This is a genomic window from Saprospiraceae bacterium, from assembly GCA_016709995.1.
Taxonomy (GTDB): Bacteria; Bacteroidota; Bacteroidia; order Chitinophagales; family Saprospiraceae; genus JADJLQ01.
Window position 1 is genome coordinate 1 of the sequence record JADJLQ010000002.1, and the last position, 15,899, is coordinate 15,899.

At 36.8% G+C, this 15,899-nt stretch carries 13 protein-coding genes and 6 pseudogenes; all 19 read left to right on the forward strand.

The features are described from left to right. Positions 1–96 precede the first annotated feature (96 nt). The 19 genes and pseudogenes from IPJ09_14425 to IPJ09_14515 all read left to right on the forward strand — a co-directional run bounded on the left by IPJ09_14425 (position 97) and on the right by IPJ09_14515 (position 15,847). The gene (locus IPJ09_14425; protein ID MBK7372608.1) at positions 97–246 is read left to right on the forward strand and encodes a hypothetical protein; all 150 of its coding nucleotides are present in this window, start codon (positions 97–99) and stop codon (positions 244–246) included. A gap of 229 nt (positions 247–475) precedes the next feature. Continuing rightward, on the forward strand, positions 476–763 hold the full coding sequence (locus IPJ09_14430; protein MBK7372609.1) for a hypothetical protein: 288 nt from the start codon (positions 476–478) through the stop codon (positions 761–763). A gap of 679 nt (positions 764–1,442) precedes the next feature. After that, positions 1,443–1,892 (forward strand): hypothetical protein, encoded by a 450-nt coding sequence (locus tag IPJ09_14435; protein MBK7372610.1) that lies wholly within the window; start codon positions 1,443–1,445, stop codon positions 1,890–1,892. A 108-nt stretch (positions 1,893–2,000) separates the two neighbouring features. Further along, complete coding sequence (locus tag IPJ09_14440) at positions 2,001–2,636, forward strand: restriction endonuclease subunit S (GenBank protein MBK7372611.1); 636 nt, start codon at positions 2,001–2,003, stop codon at positions 2,634–2,636. 300 nt (positions 2,637–2,936) lie between these two features. After that, complete coding sequence (locus IPJ09_14445; protein MBK7372612.1) at positions 2,937–3,239, forward strand: hypothetical protein; 303 nt, start codon at positions 2,937–2,939, stop codon at positions 3,237–3,239. A gap of 359 nt (positions 3,240–3,598) precedes the next feature. Continuing rightward, positions 3,599–3,853 (forward strand): hypothetical protein, encoded by a 255-nt coding sequence (locus IPJ09_14450; GenBank protein ID MBK7372613.1) that lies wholly within the window; start codon positions 3,599–3,601, stop codon positions 3,851–3,853. After that, a complete protein-coding gene (locus tag IPJ09_14455) occupies positions 3,850–4,011 on the forward strand; it encodes an ATP-binding protein (GenBank protein MBK7372614.1) in 162 nt (53 codons plus the stop codon). The genes IPJ09_14450 and IPJ09_14455 overlap by 4 nt, the downstream gene beginning before the upstream one ends. Before the next feature lie 12 nt (positions 4,012–4,023). Next, positions 4,024–4,521, forward strand: coding sequence for a hypothetical protein (locus IPJ09_14460; protein ID MBK7372615.1), 498 nt, complete (start codon positions 4,024–4,026; stop codon positions 4,519–4,521). A 116-nt stretch (positions 4,522–4,637) separates the two neighbouring features. Continuing rightward, a complete protein-coding gene (locus IPJ09_14465; GenBank protein ID MBK7372616.1) occupies positions 4,638–5,258 on the forward strand; it encodes a hypothetical protein in 621 nt (206 codons plus the stop codon). A gap of 209 nt (positions 5,259–5,467) precedes the next feature. Next, positions 5,468–6,950, forward strand: a pseudogene (locus tag IPJ09_14470) (SAM-dependent DNA methyltransferase). 15 nt (positions 6,951–6,965) lie between these two features. Continuing rightward, positions 6,966–8,811, forward strand: a pseudogene (locus IPJ09_14475) (DUF262 domain-containing protein). Between the two features lie 184 nt (positions 8,812–8,995). Further along, a pseudogene (locus tag IPJ09_14480) lies at positions 8,996–9,840 on the forward strand (methyltransferase domain-containing protein). A 476-nt stretch (positions 9,841–10,316) separates the two neighbouring features. Continuing rightward, a complete protein-coding gene (locus IPJ09_14485) occupies positions 10,317–10,805 on the forward strand; it encodes a DUF4386 domain-containing protein (GenBank protein ID MBK7372617.1) in 489 nt (162 codons plus the stop codon). Beyond that, complete coding sequence (locus IPJ09_14490) at positions 10,706–11,014, forward strand: DUF4386 domain-containing protein (protein MBK7372618.1); 309 nt, start codon at positions 10,706–10,708, stop codon at positions 11,012–11,014. Before IPJ09_14485 ends, IPJ09_14490 begins: the two co-directional genes overlap by 100 nt. A gap of 537 nt (positions 11,015–11,551) precedes the next feature. Beyond that, a pseudogene (locus IPJ09_14495) lies at positions 11,552–11,978 on the forward strand (VOC family protein). Positions 11,979–12,038: 60 nt separating this feature from the next. Then, a pseudogene (locus IPJ09_14500) lies at positions 12,039–12,466 on the forward strand (VOC family protein). A 100-nt stretch (positions 12,467–12,566) separates the two neighbouring features. Beyond that, the gene (locus IPJ09_14505) at positions 12,567–13,268 is read left to right on the forward strand and encodes a hypothetical protein (GenBank protein ID MBK7372619.1); all 702 of its coding nucleotides are present in this window, start codon (positions 12,567–12,569) and stop codon (positions 13,266–13,268) included. A 250-nt stretch (positions 13,269–13,518) separates the two neighbouring features. Next, a pseudogene (locus IPJ09_14510) lies at positions 13,519–14,216 on the forward strand (SDR family oxidoreductase). A gap of 200 nt (positions 14,217–14,416) precedes the next feature. After that, a complete protein-coding gene (locus IPJ09_14515) occupies positions 14,417–15,847 on the forward strand; it encodes an SDR family oxidoreductase (protein MBK7372620.1) in 1,431 nt (476 codons plus the stop codon). Positions 15,848–15,899 lie beyond the last annotated feature (52 nt).

The window sequence follows — 15,899 nt, forward strand, 5'->3', positions numbered from 1 at the left end:
GAACAAAATTATTGAACAATTAAGCTCTGTTGGAAGAGATAGCTTAGAGACTGGTGTAGCTTATGTGCAGATCATAGTATTGAAGAATATAAAGGGATGTCAGCACTCACCATTTATATCAAAGAAAGCTCGATAAAACTAGTTACCCTTAAAAATAAAACCATTGAAGATTGTTTATTTTATTTTTGCGGTCTGGAGGCTGCAAATTCCTCAGCTGCATGGGATATAGGGATTAATGCTAAATAGCAAAACCCCAAATTTTGAAGAACTTCATGCCACCAAATTATTGAATGAAACACAAGTCTTATCATACTTGGGTTATAGAGAACTGTTTGATTTGCTAAAAAAGCCAGTTCCTTCAACCGTGCCTGAAATTATTTATGTTTTAAAAAATGAACGAATTTAGTAGATCAAAGCGCTGGTTTTTATATTACTATAAAATTTAGACTTTGGCTGCGCATTAAACCTGAATGATTTGACAGTTTGTCGAGAAAACGCAATCAGAGTAATACGTTATAAGGGTTTAAATAAAACGGAGACTATCCGAGAATTTCCTGGTCCTAAAGGATATGCCATAGGCTTTGAGGGACTTATAACTTTTGTGTTGGGACAAATGCTACCCGGTAGTGAAATAATCAAGTCTGCCTTTCGAGCTGAACAGTCAGTTTTTCCTGAAATCGCATTAAGAGAGCTATTTGCAAATGCACTTATACATCAAGATTTTACAATAAAGGGAGCAGGTCCATTAATTGAAATTTTTTGATGATAGGTTAACTATAACAAATCCTGGTAAATTACTTCCTTCAAAACAATTAGACAGAATAATTGGTACTATTCCCTAGAGAAAGTAGAAATGAAATTTTTGGCTTCTTCCTTTAGGAGATTTGGGGAATATGCGAGGAACGTGATCTGGGTTTACAAAATAATTACAGCTATTGAGCTTTTTGGACTTCCCTCCATTAAAAGTGGAAGAATTAGAAGAGGAATGCATTTAGGCTATTATATATGCCTAAAACCTTTCTTCCAAGCTTTCAGAAAATGAGCGTATAGAAGCTTGGTACCAACACAGCATTATTCAATACATATCTGAGCAGGGCAATGAATAATGCCTCACTACGAGAACGGTTTAAGATGAGTGAAAGACAAAGGCCTCAAGTGTCGTTGGTCAACAAGAACACATTAGCTGCCGAAAAATCAAACTGGAAAGACCCTGACAAATTCAACCAAATTTGCAGAATATGTCCCTTAATGGGCATAATTTTTTTTTCATTAGAAAACCGATATCCAATGCATTCAATTGATTATCAGTTACTTATTGCTTCATTAGAAAAACGACATCCATTATTTGCACTTTGTAGGATGTATTACGTTCTTGCTTCATTAGAAAAACGACAAAAAACTCAAATTGTTGATTATCAGATACTTATTGCTTCATTAGAAAAATGATAGAACTAACTCTACATAAAAACCGTACTAAGTCCGTATTAAGTCCGCTTGTACAAGTTGCAGATGGATTGCTGCCAAGGCATTGGGAAGTGATGAATTTGGCAGAAAGAAATGATTCAACTTCAAATGAACTGATTGCCATACTTTCTGTGATACGCAAGGTTAACGGCATTGAAGCAAACCTTACTGCCTTTGACAAAACCGTAGATAAAAACGTTCAGGATTGGGTTTTTAGAAAACAAGCCGAAACATTAAAGTTTACCGAAGAACAAATGCAATGGCTAAGAATGATTAAAGATTATGTAGCCAACAGTTTTCATATTGACCGGGATGATTTTGACCTGAGCCCCTTTATTGCTAATGGAGGTTTAACTAAAATGTGGAACCTTTTTGGAGACCAAACGGATGAAATTATTAACGAATTAAATGAGGCTTTAGCAGCTTAAGATGACAGAACTAACTAATATAGATTTACCGAGTAATTGGATAATTGCCAAATTGAGTGATATGGTAAGCAAAATGAATATCGTGATGAAGGTGTTCCTGTATTTAGAATCCAAAATATTAAGGCTGGTTATTTTTTAGACAAGAATATTCAGTTTGTTACTCCACAAAAGGCTGAGCAAATAAAAAGACATTCATTCAAATTTAGTGATATTATAATTACAAAGCTTGGTGAACCGCTCGGACTATGTTGCAAAGTTCCTGCAAAATATCCATTTGGAATAATTGTGGCTGACCTTATGAGGGTGAGACCAAGTAATATCATAGTCAGTACGGATTATTTGGTTTATGCAATTAACAGTAAAATTATTCAAGACCAATTTAAAAGAATTACAAAAGGCACAACCCGAGCAAGGGTAAATCTAACAATTGTAAGAGATATAGAAATACCACTTGCACCACTCAACGAACAAAACCGAATTGTTCTGAAATTGGATGAATTGCTGAGCGATCTGGAAAAGGGCAAAGAGCAATTACAAACTTCTTTGGAGCAGTTAAAGGTTTATAGGCAGTCTATTTTGAAACATGCTTTTGATGGTAAACTTATCAAAAATAAAGGAGAATGGGAAAAGACAAAACTATGTGAAGTTGCAAATGCTGTTGACCCGCAACCAAGCCATAGAACCCCTCCAATAGTGCCAAATGGTATTGCTTATGTAAGCATCAAGGATTTTGATTCGAGTTAGATAAAATTGACTTTACAAATGCTAGAAAAGTTTCTCCTAATGTATTAACTGAACATTTGAGACGATATACACTCCAAAAAGGTGATTTTGTGTAATTGGTAAAATTGGAACAATTGGAAAACCTGTAAGAATTGTACTTCCCCAAAACTACAGTTTATCTACAATATCGTATTAATACAACCTCAAAGTTAATTCCACTTATTTGTATTATTTCTTTCAGTCAAATCAAATTGAAAAAGCTTTTAAAGCAGGAATGAGCGCGACTACTCAGGCAGCTTTGGGATACAAAAAGTTAGAGAATTGCAAATTGATTTACCTAACGAAATAGAACAACAACTCATCGTAGACAATTTAGAGAGCAAACTTACTGTTTGCGATAAAATCGAAGAAACAATAAACCAAAGCCTTCAAGCTTCGAATTCATTACGCCAGAGTTTACTCCAAAAGGCATTTGAAGGAAAGTTGGTTGAGCAAGACCCCGACGATGAACCCGCTAGTTTATTGTTGAAAAGGATAAAGGATGAGAGGGAAAAGAGTAAGCCTATAAAGAAAGTGAAAGAAAAAAATGAGAAAAAACAAATGAAAGCAAAAGCCGAACTATGATAGCAAAAAGAAATCATATCAAAGTATTCGTGGCTTCAACAGTCTATAATTTCGAGTACGTATTGAGGCAGGTGTATGAACTGCTCGATTCATACGGATATGATGTATGTATGTCGCATATAGGCACATACCATTAGACAGTTCAAAATCTAATCTTGATAACTGTATCAATGCTGGTAAATGAATGTGATGTATTTTTGGGTTTTATCCGCCCGGATTATGGCTCAGGTGTTTTGGATAAAGGAGGGCAAGTCCATTACACATTTTGAGTTCGACACAGCTTACCAAAGAGATATACCCCGTTTTGTATTGGCTGATTATCGTGTAGTTTTCACCCGGTCTCTTTTAGAGATTCTTTTGTGGTAGAAGATTCTACTGCCAAACGAATGGATTTCGACCGCATCTCTTTTGAGAACAAGGTAATGGATACCCGGTGCATCCGTATGTACGATGAAGCCATTAAAGACAAAGAAAAACCGGCATCCAAACGGATTGGGAATTGGGTTCAGGAGTATATCAGCTATGACGACATCAGGATGCATCTCGAAAGCCAGTTCAAATATCCGGAACGGATTAAAAAATTAATTGAAAATTCTAAAGGCAAAGCAAAATGAGTGCAGTAACATTTATAAAAGAGCTCATCAAACAGCAAGAGCACCATTCGCTAGAGTTTAAAAGCAGTTTGAATGTAGAAGCCATCCTGAAAACTATTTGTGCTTTTCTGAATACGAATGGCGGTTGGATAATTGTAAACACAATGAAAAGGAATTAATTGGCCTGCCGGATGATTATTGAAACCAGGGTAAATCAACCTAAACAAACGGCTTTAGAGCAAATTTTTCCCCAACCACTAATCTATATTCAACTTGAATCCTTGGATGGAAAATCAGTCGTGTTGTTGAATGTTTTGGAAGGTTCGCGGCAGCCATATTCTTTTTCGAATAAATGCTATATACGCAAAGGCAATCAGACCCTGGAAGCCGGTCCGGATGATGTGAGTTTGATTTTAAGGTCGTCCAATCAATACACATCTAGCTGGGAAAAACTCACCACAGTTGAAGCTTCATACAACGATTTGATGGAGAGTGAAATTATCTCTACCATCCATCTAGCAAAAATCTTGGGTAAAACAAAATCATTACCTGAAAGTCCAGGGATTTTTTTAAGCTACTTTCAACTACTTGACTACACCTCGGTAAAAAATGGGGCGGTCATTTTATATGGTAACGAGCCAACCAAGTTTTTTACCCAGAGCAGAATCTCGAATTACCCAAATGCCTGAAGGTGTTACCGGAAACCGTTATTCTGATATTGAGATAATAGAAGACAATCTTTTTGTTTCTTTTAGTAAAGTGATGGACTACTTCAGAAAAAACAATCCGATTTTAAGTGAATTTCATGCAGACAGTCCTACCAGGACAGACCGTAGAAAAATATCCTTTCGCAGCACTGGAAGAAGCGATTGTCAATGCAATGGTTCACCGTGACTATGGTGATATGTCAGGTGAAATCATTATCAACATCCATAAGGACAAAATCGAAATCATCAATTCGGGTGAAATTCCCGACGACATCATCAAAGGGAAGAACAAAATAGAAACCCATCATTCCGTACTCAGAAATCCAACCATTGCCCATATGTTTTTCTTAAGAGGCAAAATGGAGAAACTTGGTCGTGGGCTTTCACTTATAATGAAGGAGTTTGATGAATTAGGCTTGAAATCACCCGAATGGACATTTCAAAGCGGATACACCAAACTTACCATGTATGGTGTAAAAGAGGAAATCAAATTAAATGAAAGGATGACTCGGTTCATTAATGAAATGGCTCCAGACAATGCTTTTTCCAGCGAGGATTATACGGAATTCTTTATGGGTGATATCAAAGAAAGAACGGCAAGAATGGACCTTCAAAAGTTGACCGAGGGTGGATGGCTTAGGAAAATTGGAGATGGCCCTCAAACCCGATACTCAAAAACAAACAAAAAATTTGCCGGATTTTGCCGGATAAGCTGGTGATAGAGAAAGAAACATCATTGAAATACAGCGATTTAGATAAGAATCTAAATTTAGATAGTTGCCGGATTTTGGCGGATAGCTATAGTCGATACTACAAAAGTCAAAATGCCGGACTTTGCCAGATGACCTGTGGAAAAAGCTGTAAGCGATTGAATTTCAATATAATTAATAATCAACCAATTGCCGGATAATGCCGGATAGTGAAAAATATGTCAAGCACGATAGTTCAAAAGATTTGGAATTTCTGTAACACTCTTCGTGATGATGGAGTGAGTTATGGAGATTATTTGGAGCAGTTAACTTATTTGCTCTTCCTCTCAAAATGGCCAAAGAATATTCAGAGCCGCCACTTAATCGAAAAGACATTGCTATACCTAAAGAACTAGGATGGGAAAGTTTAATCAAAGAAAGTGGTGATGACTTAGAAAAGCAATACAATAAAATTCTTAAGTCACTGGGACGGGAAAAGGGGAAATGCTTGGACAGATATTCACTATAGCCAAAACAAAATTCAAGACCCTGCCAAACTGTATAAACTCATTCAGCTGATTGATGCTGAAAATTGGGTAGGCATGGGGTGTAAAGGACAAGGGGATATTTACGAAGGATTCTCGAAAAAGAATGCAGAAGATACCAAGAGCGGAGCAGGTCAATATTTCACACCAAGAGAATTGATATCTGCCATGGTAGAATGTGTGAGACCTGAACCTAAGAAAACGATTGCCGACCCCGCATGTGGAACAGGCGGTTTCTTTTTAGGTGCCTATGACTTTTTGGCTAGTCAGGATTTAGATAAATCAGAGAGAGAATTTCTAAAATCAAGTACTTTTACGGAAACTTGAGATAGTAGCCAATACAAGAAGGCTTTGCTTGATGAATCTTTTCCTACATGGCATTGGCGACATCAGTGCAAAGGAAAGTTTTATTTCTTCGGAAGATGCTTTGCTTTCAACTCCTAAAACGACTTTTGATTATGTGTTGGCTAATCCGCCATTTGGTAAGAAAAGCAGCATGACCATTACCAATGAAGACGGTGAAGAAGAAAAAGACGATTTAGTTTACAACCGCCAGGATTTTATAGTAACCACCAGTAATAAACAACTCAATTTCTTACAACATATCATGTCTATGCTCAAAACAACAGGAAAAGCAGCCGTTGTTTTACCAGATAATGTGTTGTTTGAAGGCGGTGTTAAGTGAAAAAGTGAGGCTTGCTCTTTTGCAAAAACCGATTTACATACAATACTGAGATTACCCACCGGCATATTTTATGCTAATGGCGTAAAAGCAAATGTATTGTTCTTTGATGGTAAGCCAGCCAGCAAAAATGCTTGGACTAAGGAAATTTGGGTTTATGATTACCGAACTAATATTCATCATACTCTAAAAAAGAATCCATTGAATGTTGAGAGCCTACGTGATTTTATCACCTGCTACAATCCAAAAAACAGACATAAGCGGAAAGAAACCTGGTCAGAATCAAATCCCGAAGGACGCTGGAGGAAGTTTGAATATGATCACATTATTACCAGAGATAAGACTTCATTAGATATCTCTTGGTTAAAAGATAACTCCTTGGCTGACCTTGATAATCTACCCGACCCTGATGTGTTAGCTGCAGAAATCATTGAGAATTTGGAAGCAGGGTTAGAAAGCTTCAAAACAATTTTAGCAGTATTGAATAATAAGTAAATCCAAAAATTAAGAATGAGCCAAAAATTAAATCACAAAATTGATGCTGACGATAGAAGTATTAGTGAAATTCTGAAAGACCAGAAATTCACAATTGACTATTTTCAACGTGAATACCCGTGGCAAGAAAAACACATAAAACTTTTAATTGAAGACTTAACGACAACTTTTCTAAAATCTTACAAAGAAGACGATAAGCGGTCAGAAGTTGCCAACTATCAAAGCTATTACTTAGGTCCTGTTGTTTTCAGTGTAAATACAGAAAGTGGGAAGAAATCCATTATTGACGGACAGCAGCGTATTACATCCATAACACTTTTGCTCATTTACTTAAATCATTTGCAAAAAGACAGTCCGCAAAAGTAAACATCACTGAGTTAATATTTTCTGAAAAGTATGGCGAAAAATCATTCAACATGAGTGATGAAGCCCGTGAGGAATGTCTGAAAGCACTTTTTGAAGTTGGTGAATATGAGTCCAAAGATGGAGATGATGAAACAGTTCGTAACATGATGGAACGTTATGAAGATATTGACGCATCTTTTCCTGATGAAATAAACGAACAGGCACTACCTTTTTTTATTGATTGGTTTGTAGAGAATGTTATAATTGTCGAAATCATTGCCTATTCAGACGAGAATGCCTATACCATATTTGAAACTATGAACGACAGAGGATTAAATCTGACCCCAACAGAAATGTTGAAAGGTTATATCCTTTCGAAAATCAGTGATAAAAATAAAAGAACCGAAATCAATGATCTTTGGAAAGATGAAATCCAAAGGCTGCATGAATATGGAGAGACAGCAGACCAAAGCTTCTTTCAGGCGTGGTTTAGGAGTAAGTACGCTGTTAGTATTCGTCCGGGTAAAGCAGGTTCAGAGAATCAAGATTTTGAATTAATCGGTTCTCGTTTTCATAATTGGTTTAAAGACAATCACAAATCATTATTCAAACTCACTCTATCAGATGAGTTTTATTCGTTTAAAAATCAGTTTCCGTTTTTTGTAAAATGGTATATTGAAAGTTGGAAAAGTCAAACCACATATAATTCAGCAAATCCACATTTGAATTATATCCATCATTGGGGAATTGCAGAATCGCTTCAAGAACCTTTATTGCTCTCATCAATAAACTTTGGCGATGATGAAATAACCATTAGGAAAAAGCTAGATTTTGTTGCCCGATATATCGAAACATTTACGGTAAGACGCAGGTGAACTACCGAAAATTTGGTCAGACAGCAATTAAATACACAATGTTCAATGTGATTAAGCTTATTAGAGATAATGATTTGAAAGTACTTGGCTCGCATTTGTCAAATGAAGTTTTGCATATGGCAGAAAACTGGGAGGGTGTTTTAAGATTTAGGCTAAGAGGGATGAACAGGAAGTTTGTAAAACATTTACTTTCCAGGATTTCAAGCTATGTTGACAGTTTAGTAGGTAAGGATACCAGTTATGTGACTTATCATCATCCAAATGGAAAGCAATTTGAAATAGAACATATTTGGGCTGATATGTTTGAGGAACATTTAGAGGAATTTGACCAAAGAGGAGACTTTCAAGAATGGCGTAATTCAATTGGCGCATTAATTCTTTTGCCTCAGGGTACCAACCAATCCTTTAACAAAGACAGATATAAAGATAAGTTGGAACATTATATTAAAGAAAACACATATGTGCAGACCTTGAACGAAGACTATTATTCTAAGAATCCTAATTTTTTAAAATCTGAAATCATTCAACAATTAGGTTTTAAATCACATCTAGATTTCAAGAAAGACGATATCGTTGAAAGACAAAGACTTGTACAGCGTCTCTGTGATAAGCTGTGGACAGCAGAATACTTTATCGTGTAGGACATTTCGGTTCCCTAAAGTTTTAGACTTAATTTTCAAAAAGTGTGAAATAACTGGAAAATGATTACGCCGAGCGCAGTATATTGAATAAAAAGTTTTCAATATTCCTAATGACATGTCATGAATAGGCGTACTGCAAACTCCAATCCGTAGTACATCAGATTAAATTTTTAAACTAAAACAAATGAGCCTGCCACTGGAAGAAATCCGGGACCAACAAAGAGCCACCTGGAATAAATTTTCTCCCAGCTGGAAAAAATGGGATGACCTGAATATGGATTTATTAAAACCAATGGGTGATGAAATCATTCGTAGTATTAATCCCAGGGGCGCTGAGGTAGTGTTAGACATTGCAGCCGGAACGGGAGAACCCGGTTTGACCATTGCAACAATGTTAACAGCAGGTAAAGTGGTTATTACAGACCTTTCGGAAGACATGCTTGAAATAGCCCGTGAAAATGCAATGAAAAGGGATATTAAAAATATTGAAACCCGGGTCTGCGATGTGTGTGCACTTCCTTTTGCGGACAATACCTTTGATGCCATAAGCTGTCGTTTGGGTTTTATGTTTTTCCCGGACATGCTGTTAGCAGCAAAAGAAATGGTTCGCGTACTCAAACCCGGCAGAAAAATCGCTACTTCGGTTTGGAATGTGCATGAAAAAAATTTTGGATTACCGCCATTTTGGGAACCATCAGCAGACATATGGATTTGCTTGCACCACTGCCAGGTGCTCCGGGCATGTTTCGTTGTGCCAAAGAAGGCTTAATCTCAGATTTATTTTTACAAGCAGGGTTGAAAAATATTAAGCAAAAAGAAATCACCGCTAAAATGCACTTCAAAACAGCTGATATCTATTGGGACATGATGACGGAAGTCATTACGCTCGTTGTGTTAGCGCTTAATAATGCAGAGGATGACATAAAAGAAAATATCAGGAAAGAAGTGTATCATCTTTTGGATCAAAAATATCCTGATGGAAATATCCTGATGGACTCCAGCGCTCTTCTAATTGAGGGTGTGAAATAAGCCGCTGAATGATGGGATTGACACAGCAGGACGAACACATTACAGCACCTGTCTAAAAGCGGCTATTCGGTGGTTAAATCAAGCTTAGTGCTTTTATCAAAGTAGGTCTAAATTAAAGTAAAATACTTCGAAATCATCACCTACGGCTAACTGCAAAACGATGTACCGCAAGTGGATATTTAGAAAAATATAAAAATTGAAGTCGGCAAACTGTTCCAAAGGCTGAATATACTTTTAGCGAGAAAGGATATGTAATTGTTGAGACACAATTAAGAAAATAATAGGTGAAGATATTGCTCAAGTTACTTTTAATAAAGCAATTCTTTTATGATAAAAAATTATTAAATTTATTGCTAATAAAATGATGAAAAATGAAAACAATCGGTTATACCCCATAATGGTGTTGTTTAACAGTTCGGGGTCTGACCATTCCCGAAAATATCGGTTTAGGTATCGCGTTGTCAGTATAAATTAATATGAAATCAAAAATTAAGCTTGCAAGGACGGCAGGTATCCTTTATTTACTTATTGTAATTTTTGGATTAATTGCTCAAATCTTTGTTCGAGACCATTTAGTTGATTACGGAAATGCCCATGTTACTGCAAAAAACATTCTTGCTTCTGAGTACTGGTATAGATTCGGTTTTATCAGTGAGTTACTCATGCTTGTCTGCGATGTGGGTGTGGCGACCATTCTTTATATATTGTTGAATGACACAAGCAAGAATTTATCTTTATTGTCTTTTGCATTTAGATTGACAAGTATCACCATCCTGTCAATCACAGCCTTGAGCCATTATGCTGCCATATCATTCTTAAGCAACCAGGATTACTTAAATGCTTTTAATACAGACCAACTTGATGCATTCGCCTTGTTTTCGATCAAAATGCATGGAGGGGTTATAATATTTGCCTTTTATTTTTTGGAATCCATCTCCTACTTCTTGGATATTTGCTTTATATAGCTGAAATATTTCCAAGGTATTTAGGAGTACTGCTTTTTATTGGAGGTATATGTTATATATTGAATAGTATTGTTTGGTTCCAATTCCCATTACTTGTAAAGTATATTTATCCTGCTATTATTATTCCGAGTGCAATCGGAGAATGGATATTCTGTATTTGGCTTATTGTAAGAGGAATAAAATTAAGTTCAAATGGTAATGATTCTTAAATTAACGAATAGACCAGAAGGCTTACACTTTGAAATTCCAGAGGAATATGTTTGTTTTTTAATGACATTCACTTTTCAAGAGGATTTAATACAAAAGCAAAATGGAATTAATGCCGATTGATCTTTTATAAACAAATCAAAACAAAATTAGTGAAATAATTAAATTTGACTCCACCATGATAGTCAGCCTAAAACTAATTAGTGATACTCTTATACTGAAAGACTAAATTGGAGTGACCTGCGCTTTTTTTCTGCGGATTTTTATATACAGCATAAAGACAACGAAAACTCAAAAGTACATAGAGACTCCCTTGGAAAGGTAGTTGCTTTAATAAAATGCAAAAGGGACAAAGTACTATTCACCGCTGAATAATTTCCAAAAACGTTTTTTTAAACGAAAATGACCATACTCACAAAAACAATATCTTACTTACCATGAAAAAGATAATATTATTATTTTTTGCTTTTGCGGTGACCTTCGTGCTTGGCTTCGCATTTAAATCAATCACCACGAAAAGTGTTAATAGTCAGCAATCAATAAAAAAAGTAACCGGCATCGGAGGTATATTCTTTAAGTGCAAAGATCCAAAAGCTATGCGCGCCTGGTATGCAGCCCATCTTGGGCTCAATACGAATGAGTATGGGGCCGTTTTCGAGTGGAGACAAGGCAGTGACACTTCCAAAAAAGGCTTTACTCAATGGAGTCCTTTTAACGAAAAAACCAGGTATTTTGAACCGTCCACCAAAGACTTTATGATTAATTACAGGATTGAAAACGTAGAAACCCTGATAGAAGAACTGAAAAAAAAGCGGAGTAACCGTGGTTGACACCATTTAATCATATGAATATGGCAAATTTGTCCATATCTTAGACCCGGAGGGCAACAAAATTGAATTATGGGAGCCAAACGATATTGAATTTGAAAAGCTCGGTGAGCAGATAGGCGCTAAGACCACAAAATAATTTTGATCTCCTCCCCCTTCTGCTTACTTTTAGTGAGTCGATGACTAAAAACTTTTCATTATGGAAAAACAAAATAACACCTCTGACCACGATACTCCACCTGCTGACTCTACCCCAAAGGTGACAGACATTGGTGGCATTTTCTTTTTACCGACAATCCGCAGGAAACGAAAGACTGGTATAGCAAAAATCTGGGACTTGAAATCAATGAATGGGGTGCCTCGAGTTTTGATTCCCGAAATATCGACAAACCTGAAGAGATAAACACGCTTCAGTGGAGCCCTTTTAAAACAGGCAGTGACTATTTCGCTCCTTCAAAAAAGGAGTTTATGATTAATTACCGGGTGCAGAATATAGAAGGACTGCTAGACAAGCTCAAAGAAAACGGCGTAACCATACTGGAGGATATAGTGACTTACGACTATGGCAAATTTGTACATATCATGGACACCCAGGGCAATAAGATCGAACTATGGGAGCCTGTTTGAAAATGAAGTTGTTCAATTTATCGAATGAGCATTGCCTGCATGGGTGATCTTAATCATAACAAACTTCGGGATACTGATTACCACTGTACAACTATAAATTATGGGACTGTTTGACAACCTCTTTGGGAAGAAGAAAAAGGATGAAAATGTACCACACCCGACAGAAATCAAAAAGGAGCAATTAGAGACAGGTGACACGTTTATTTCGACTGGGAATAATGATGCCTATAGAATAATCAGACCGCTCACACCTTTGCAACAAACAAAAATTGATAAATCAACTATCCTGCTCCGGGCAAGCCAGCTGTATATGCACTACTGGACGGACCACCTGGTTTGTGAAGACCCAGACGATCAGGATTGGTTAAATAAGGTTATGTTTTTTTGGAAAGCTGAAGAACCATTTCCCAAAAAATCCTTGCCCCCGATTTTTGAAACTTTCAAAGTCAAAAACTTTCTGTTCACAGGCAATACTTCTATCATTTCATTAAAAGGTGGACAAGTAATGCCCTGGTATGGAATGCCAGGATTGGGAGAGAAACTCTTTTGCGAAATAAATGGACAAAAAATAACCATACCCGAACTAAACAAACTTGGTTTAGTTGACTATGTTGACTTTATTGAACTCGCTGATGACAATGTAGACATACTGACCAATAGGGAGGACTATTTCTTTCTCATTGACAATAGAATTACACCTTTCCAAAAAGGTAATTTTTATCTAAATGGTACCCCTATTCCTATATATGTAGCATACAGCATCGGCGGAATTCATATCGTTAAAAAAACAGAGTTAGAATAAATCAAAAAATTAATAAATACTAACACTCCTCCAACATGATGCCAAAACTCCAGTCGATTTAATACGGAGAGTATTGCGCAATATTGCCCCATCCTTCTTTATATGTAGTTAATAATCAGTTAGTTGCAACTATATGATCCAAACCTTTATTCCAGATTGGGATTGGGTATATTTTACGAATGAAGATAATTAATTAACAAAACAGCCATTTATTTGTTGCAGCTGATGAACTATACAAGGTACATACTACATGTCTAACTATTTAATCATCGGTGCATCTTCAGGAATAGGTAAAGCACTTGCTTTGAAATTGGCAGATGACGGTCATCAGGTGTATGGAACTTATCATAAAAATGAAATCCATGCTGACAATCCGCTTCTTCATTATTACCCATTAAATGTGTTAGCTGAAAGCATGGTGCTTGATTTTTTACCCGATACCTTAAACGGTCTTATTTACTGCCCCGGCAGCATCAACCTGCGACCATTTGAAAGAATTAAACCTGCTGATTTTTTAAATGACTACCAACTGCAAGTCGTAGGAGCCATTAAGGTCATACAAGCGGTTGCACCAAAATTAAAAATCAGTGATAATGCAGCCATTATATTATTCTCCACCTTTGCAGTCCAAACCGGTTTGCAGTTTCATTCACAAGTGTCTGCATCCAAAGGCGCGATCGAAGGTCTGACAAAAGCATTGGCAGCTGAATATGCTCCCCGTATCAGAGTAAATTGTATAGCCCCTCACTCACCGACACTCCAATGGCAGCGTCATTATTAAATAGTGATAAGAAAAGAGAATATAATGATCAGCGCCACCCGCTAAAAAGAATCGGCACTACGGAGGATATCGTCAACATGGTGGAATTTTTACTTTCATCAAAAGCTGGGTGGATCACCGGACAGATTATGCACGTAGATGGTGGAATATCTACTTTAAAAGTATAAAATCAATGGTGCCATTTTATTATTTAAAACTAAATTGAATGAAAGAATTTAGGAATGTTAAAGAGTTCAAATATTTTCAAACATCACGGAGGAGGTTGGGCGCACTTGCTATTACACCAGTTTAATCATAAATCAACTTCCATAAAAATTTGATTACAGAATTATTGATTTAGAAAAAAGGGATTGAAAAAAATATTTTTATGAAAATTTTACTTACGGGGGTCACCGGATACATTGCACAAAGATTATTGCCTGTTTTGTTGGAAAACGGGCACGAGGTAATATGTTGTGTCAGAGATAAAATCAGATTTAATAAGAAAAATTATTTAACCTCCAAGCTCTCCGTCATAGAGGTAGATTTTTTAAACAAGGAGAGCTTACAGTATATTCCCAATGATATCGATGTAGCATATTACCTCATCCACTCTATGTCAACGCAAATCGGGGACTTTGAAAACATGGAGGAAATATGTGCCACTAATTTTAAAAATCGCATTGAACAGACAAATGTCAAACAGGTTATTTACCTCAGTGGGATCAGCAACGCTGACGAATTATCAAAACATTTGTCATCGCGAAAGCATGTGGAAACCGTTTTATCAGGTTCTGATTTTGCCCTCACCACTTTAAAGGCCGGCATCATAGTAGGATCAGGAAGTGCTTCCTTTGAAATCATTCGTGATTTAGTGGAGAAATTACCTTTTATGATTGCACCGCGTTGGCTAAAAACAAAATGTCAACCCATTGCTATTCGTAACGTAGTAGAATTTTTAATTGGTGTCATTGGTAAAACCGAAACATACAATAACAGTTACGATATTGGTGGTCCCGATATACTAAGTTACAAAGACATGCTTTTGCGATTTGCCAAAATACGGGGCTTGAAGCGGCGCATCGTGATCGTGCCGGTCATGACTCCCAAAATATCGTCCTACTGGTTGTATTTTGTAACTGCTACCTCCTTTGCGCTTGCAAAAAATTTGGTAAACAGCATGAAAATTGAAGTGACCTGCACACCCAATAATTTAGCTGCACTGCTGGGTATTAAACTGATTGATTATGACGCTTCAATAAAACTTGCTTTTGGCAAAATAGAACAAAACCAAGTGGTCTCCAGTTGGAAGGATGCACAAACAAGTAATATCTTCAGTAAGGGTCTTTCAAAATTTATTGAAGTGCCTGTCAATGGGTGTTATAAAGATATTCGTTCGATTAAGGTTGAAAACAGCCATGCTACGCTTGAAAAAATATGGGCCATTGGTGGAAAAACCGGCTGGTATTATGGCAACTGGCTTTGGGAAATCAGAGGGTTTATAGATCAGATGATGGGTGGCGTGGGTATGCGAAGAGGCAGGAAAAGTGATACAGAAATAGCCTCAGGTGATGCGCTTGATTTTTGGCGGGTGCTGCTAGCTGATAAACATGAAAAACGACTGCTGTTGTATGCCGAAATGAAACTGCCGGGCGAAGCCTGGCTGGAATTTATCATTGACAAAAATGACATACTGATACAAACAGCCACCTTTAGACCCCTGGGCTTATTAGGTCGATTATATTGGTATGCTGTACTTCCTTTTCACGGACTGATTTTTAATGGAATGATTCATAAACTAGCCAGCACAAAACCATAATAATAAATTGGCAAAACCAAGGCCCATATTCCGAGGATCACATTTGCATGAA

Coding starts and splice junctions, on each gene's coding strand:
- IPJ09_14425 (MBK7372608.1), top strand. CDS start 97: ATGTCAGCACTCACCATTTATATCAAAGAAAGCTCGATAAAACTAGTT.
- IPJ09_14505 (MBK7372619.1), top strand. CDS start 12,567: ATGGGACTGTTTGACAACCTCTTTGGGAAGAAGAAAAAGGATGAAAAT.
- IPJ09_14485 (MBK7372617.1), top strand. CDS start 10,317: ATGAAATCAAAAATTAAGCTTGCAAGGACGGCAGGTATCCTTTATTTA.
- IPJ09_14460 (MBK7372615.1), top strand. CDS start 4,024: ATGATTATTGAAACCAGGGTAAATCAACCTAAACAAACGGCTTTAGAG.
- IPJ09_14465 (MBK7372616.1), top strand. CDS start 4,638: ATGCAGACAGTCCTACCAGGACAGACCGTAGAAAAATATCCTTTCGCA.
- IPJ09_14455 (MBK7372614.1), top strand. CDS start 3,850: ATGAGTGCAGTAACATTTATAAAAGAGCTCATCAAACAGCAAGAGCAC.
- IPJ09_14435 (MBK7372610.1), top strand. CDS start 1,443: ATGATAGAACTAACTCTACATAAAAACCGTACTAAGTCCGTATTAAGT.
- IPJ09_14515 (MBK7372620.1), top strand. CDS start 14,417: ATGAAAATTTTACTTACGGGGGTCACCGGATACATTGCACAAAGATTA.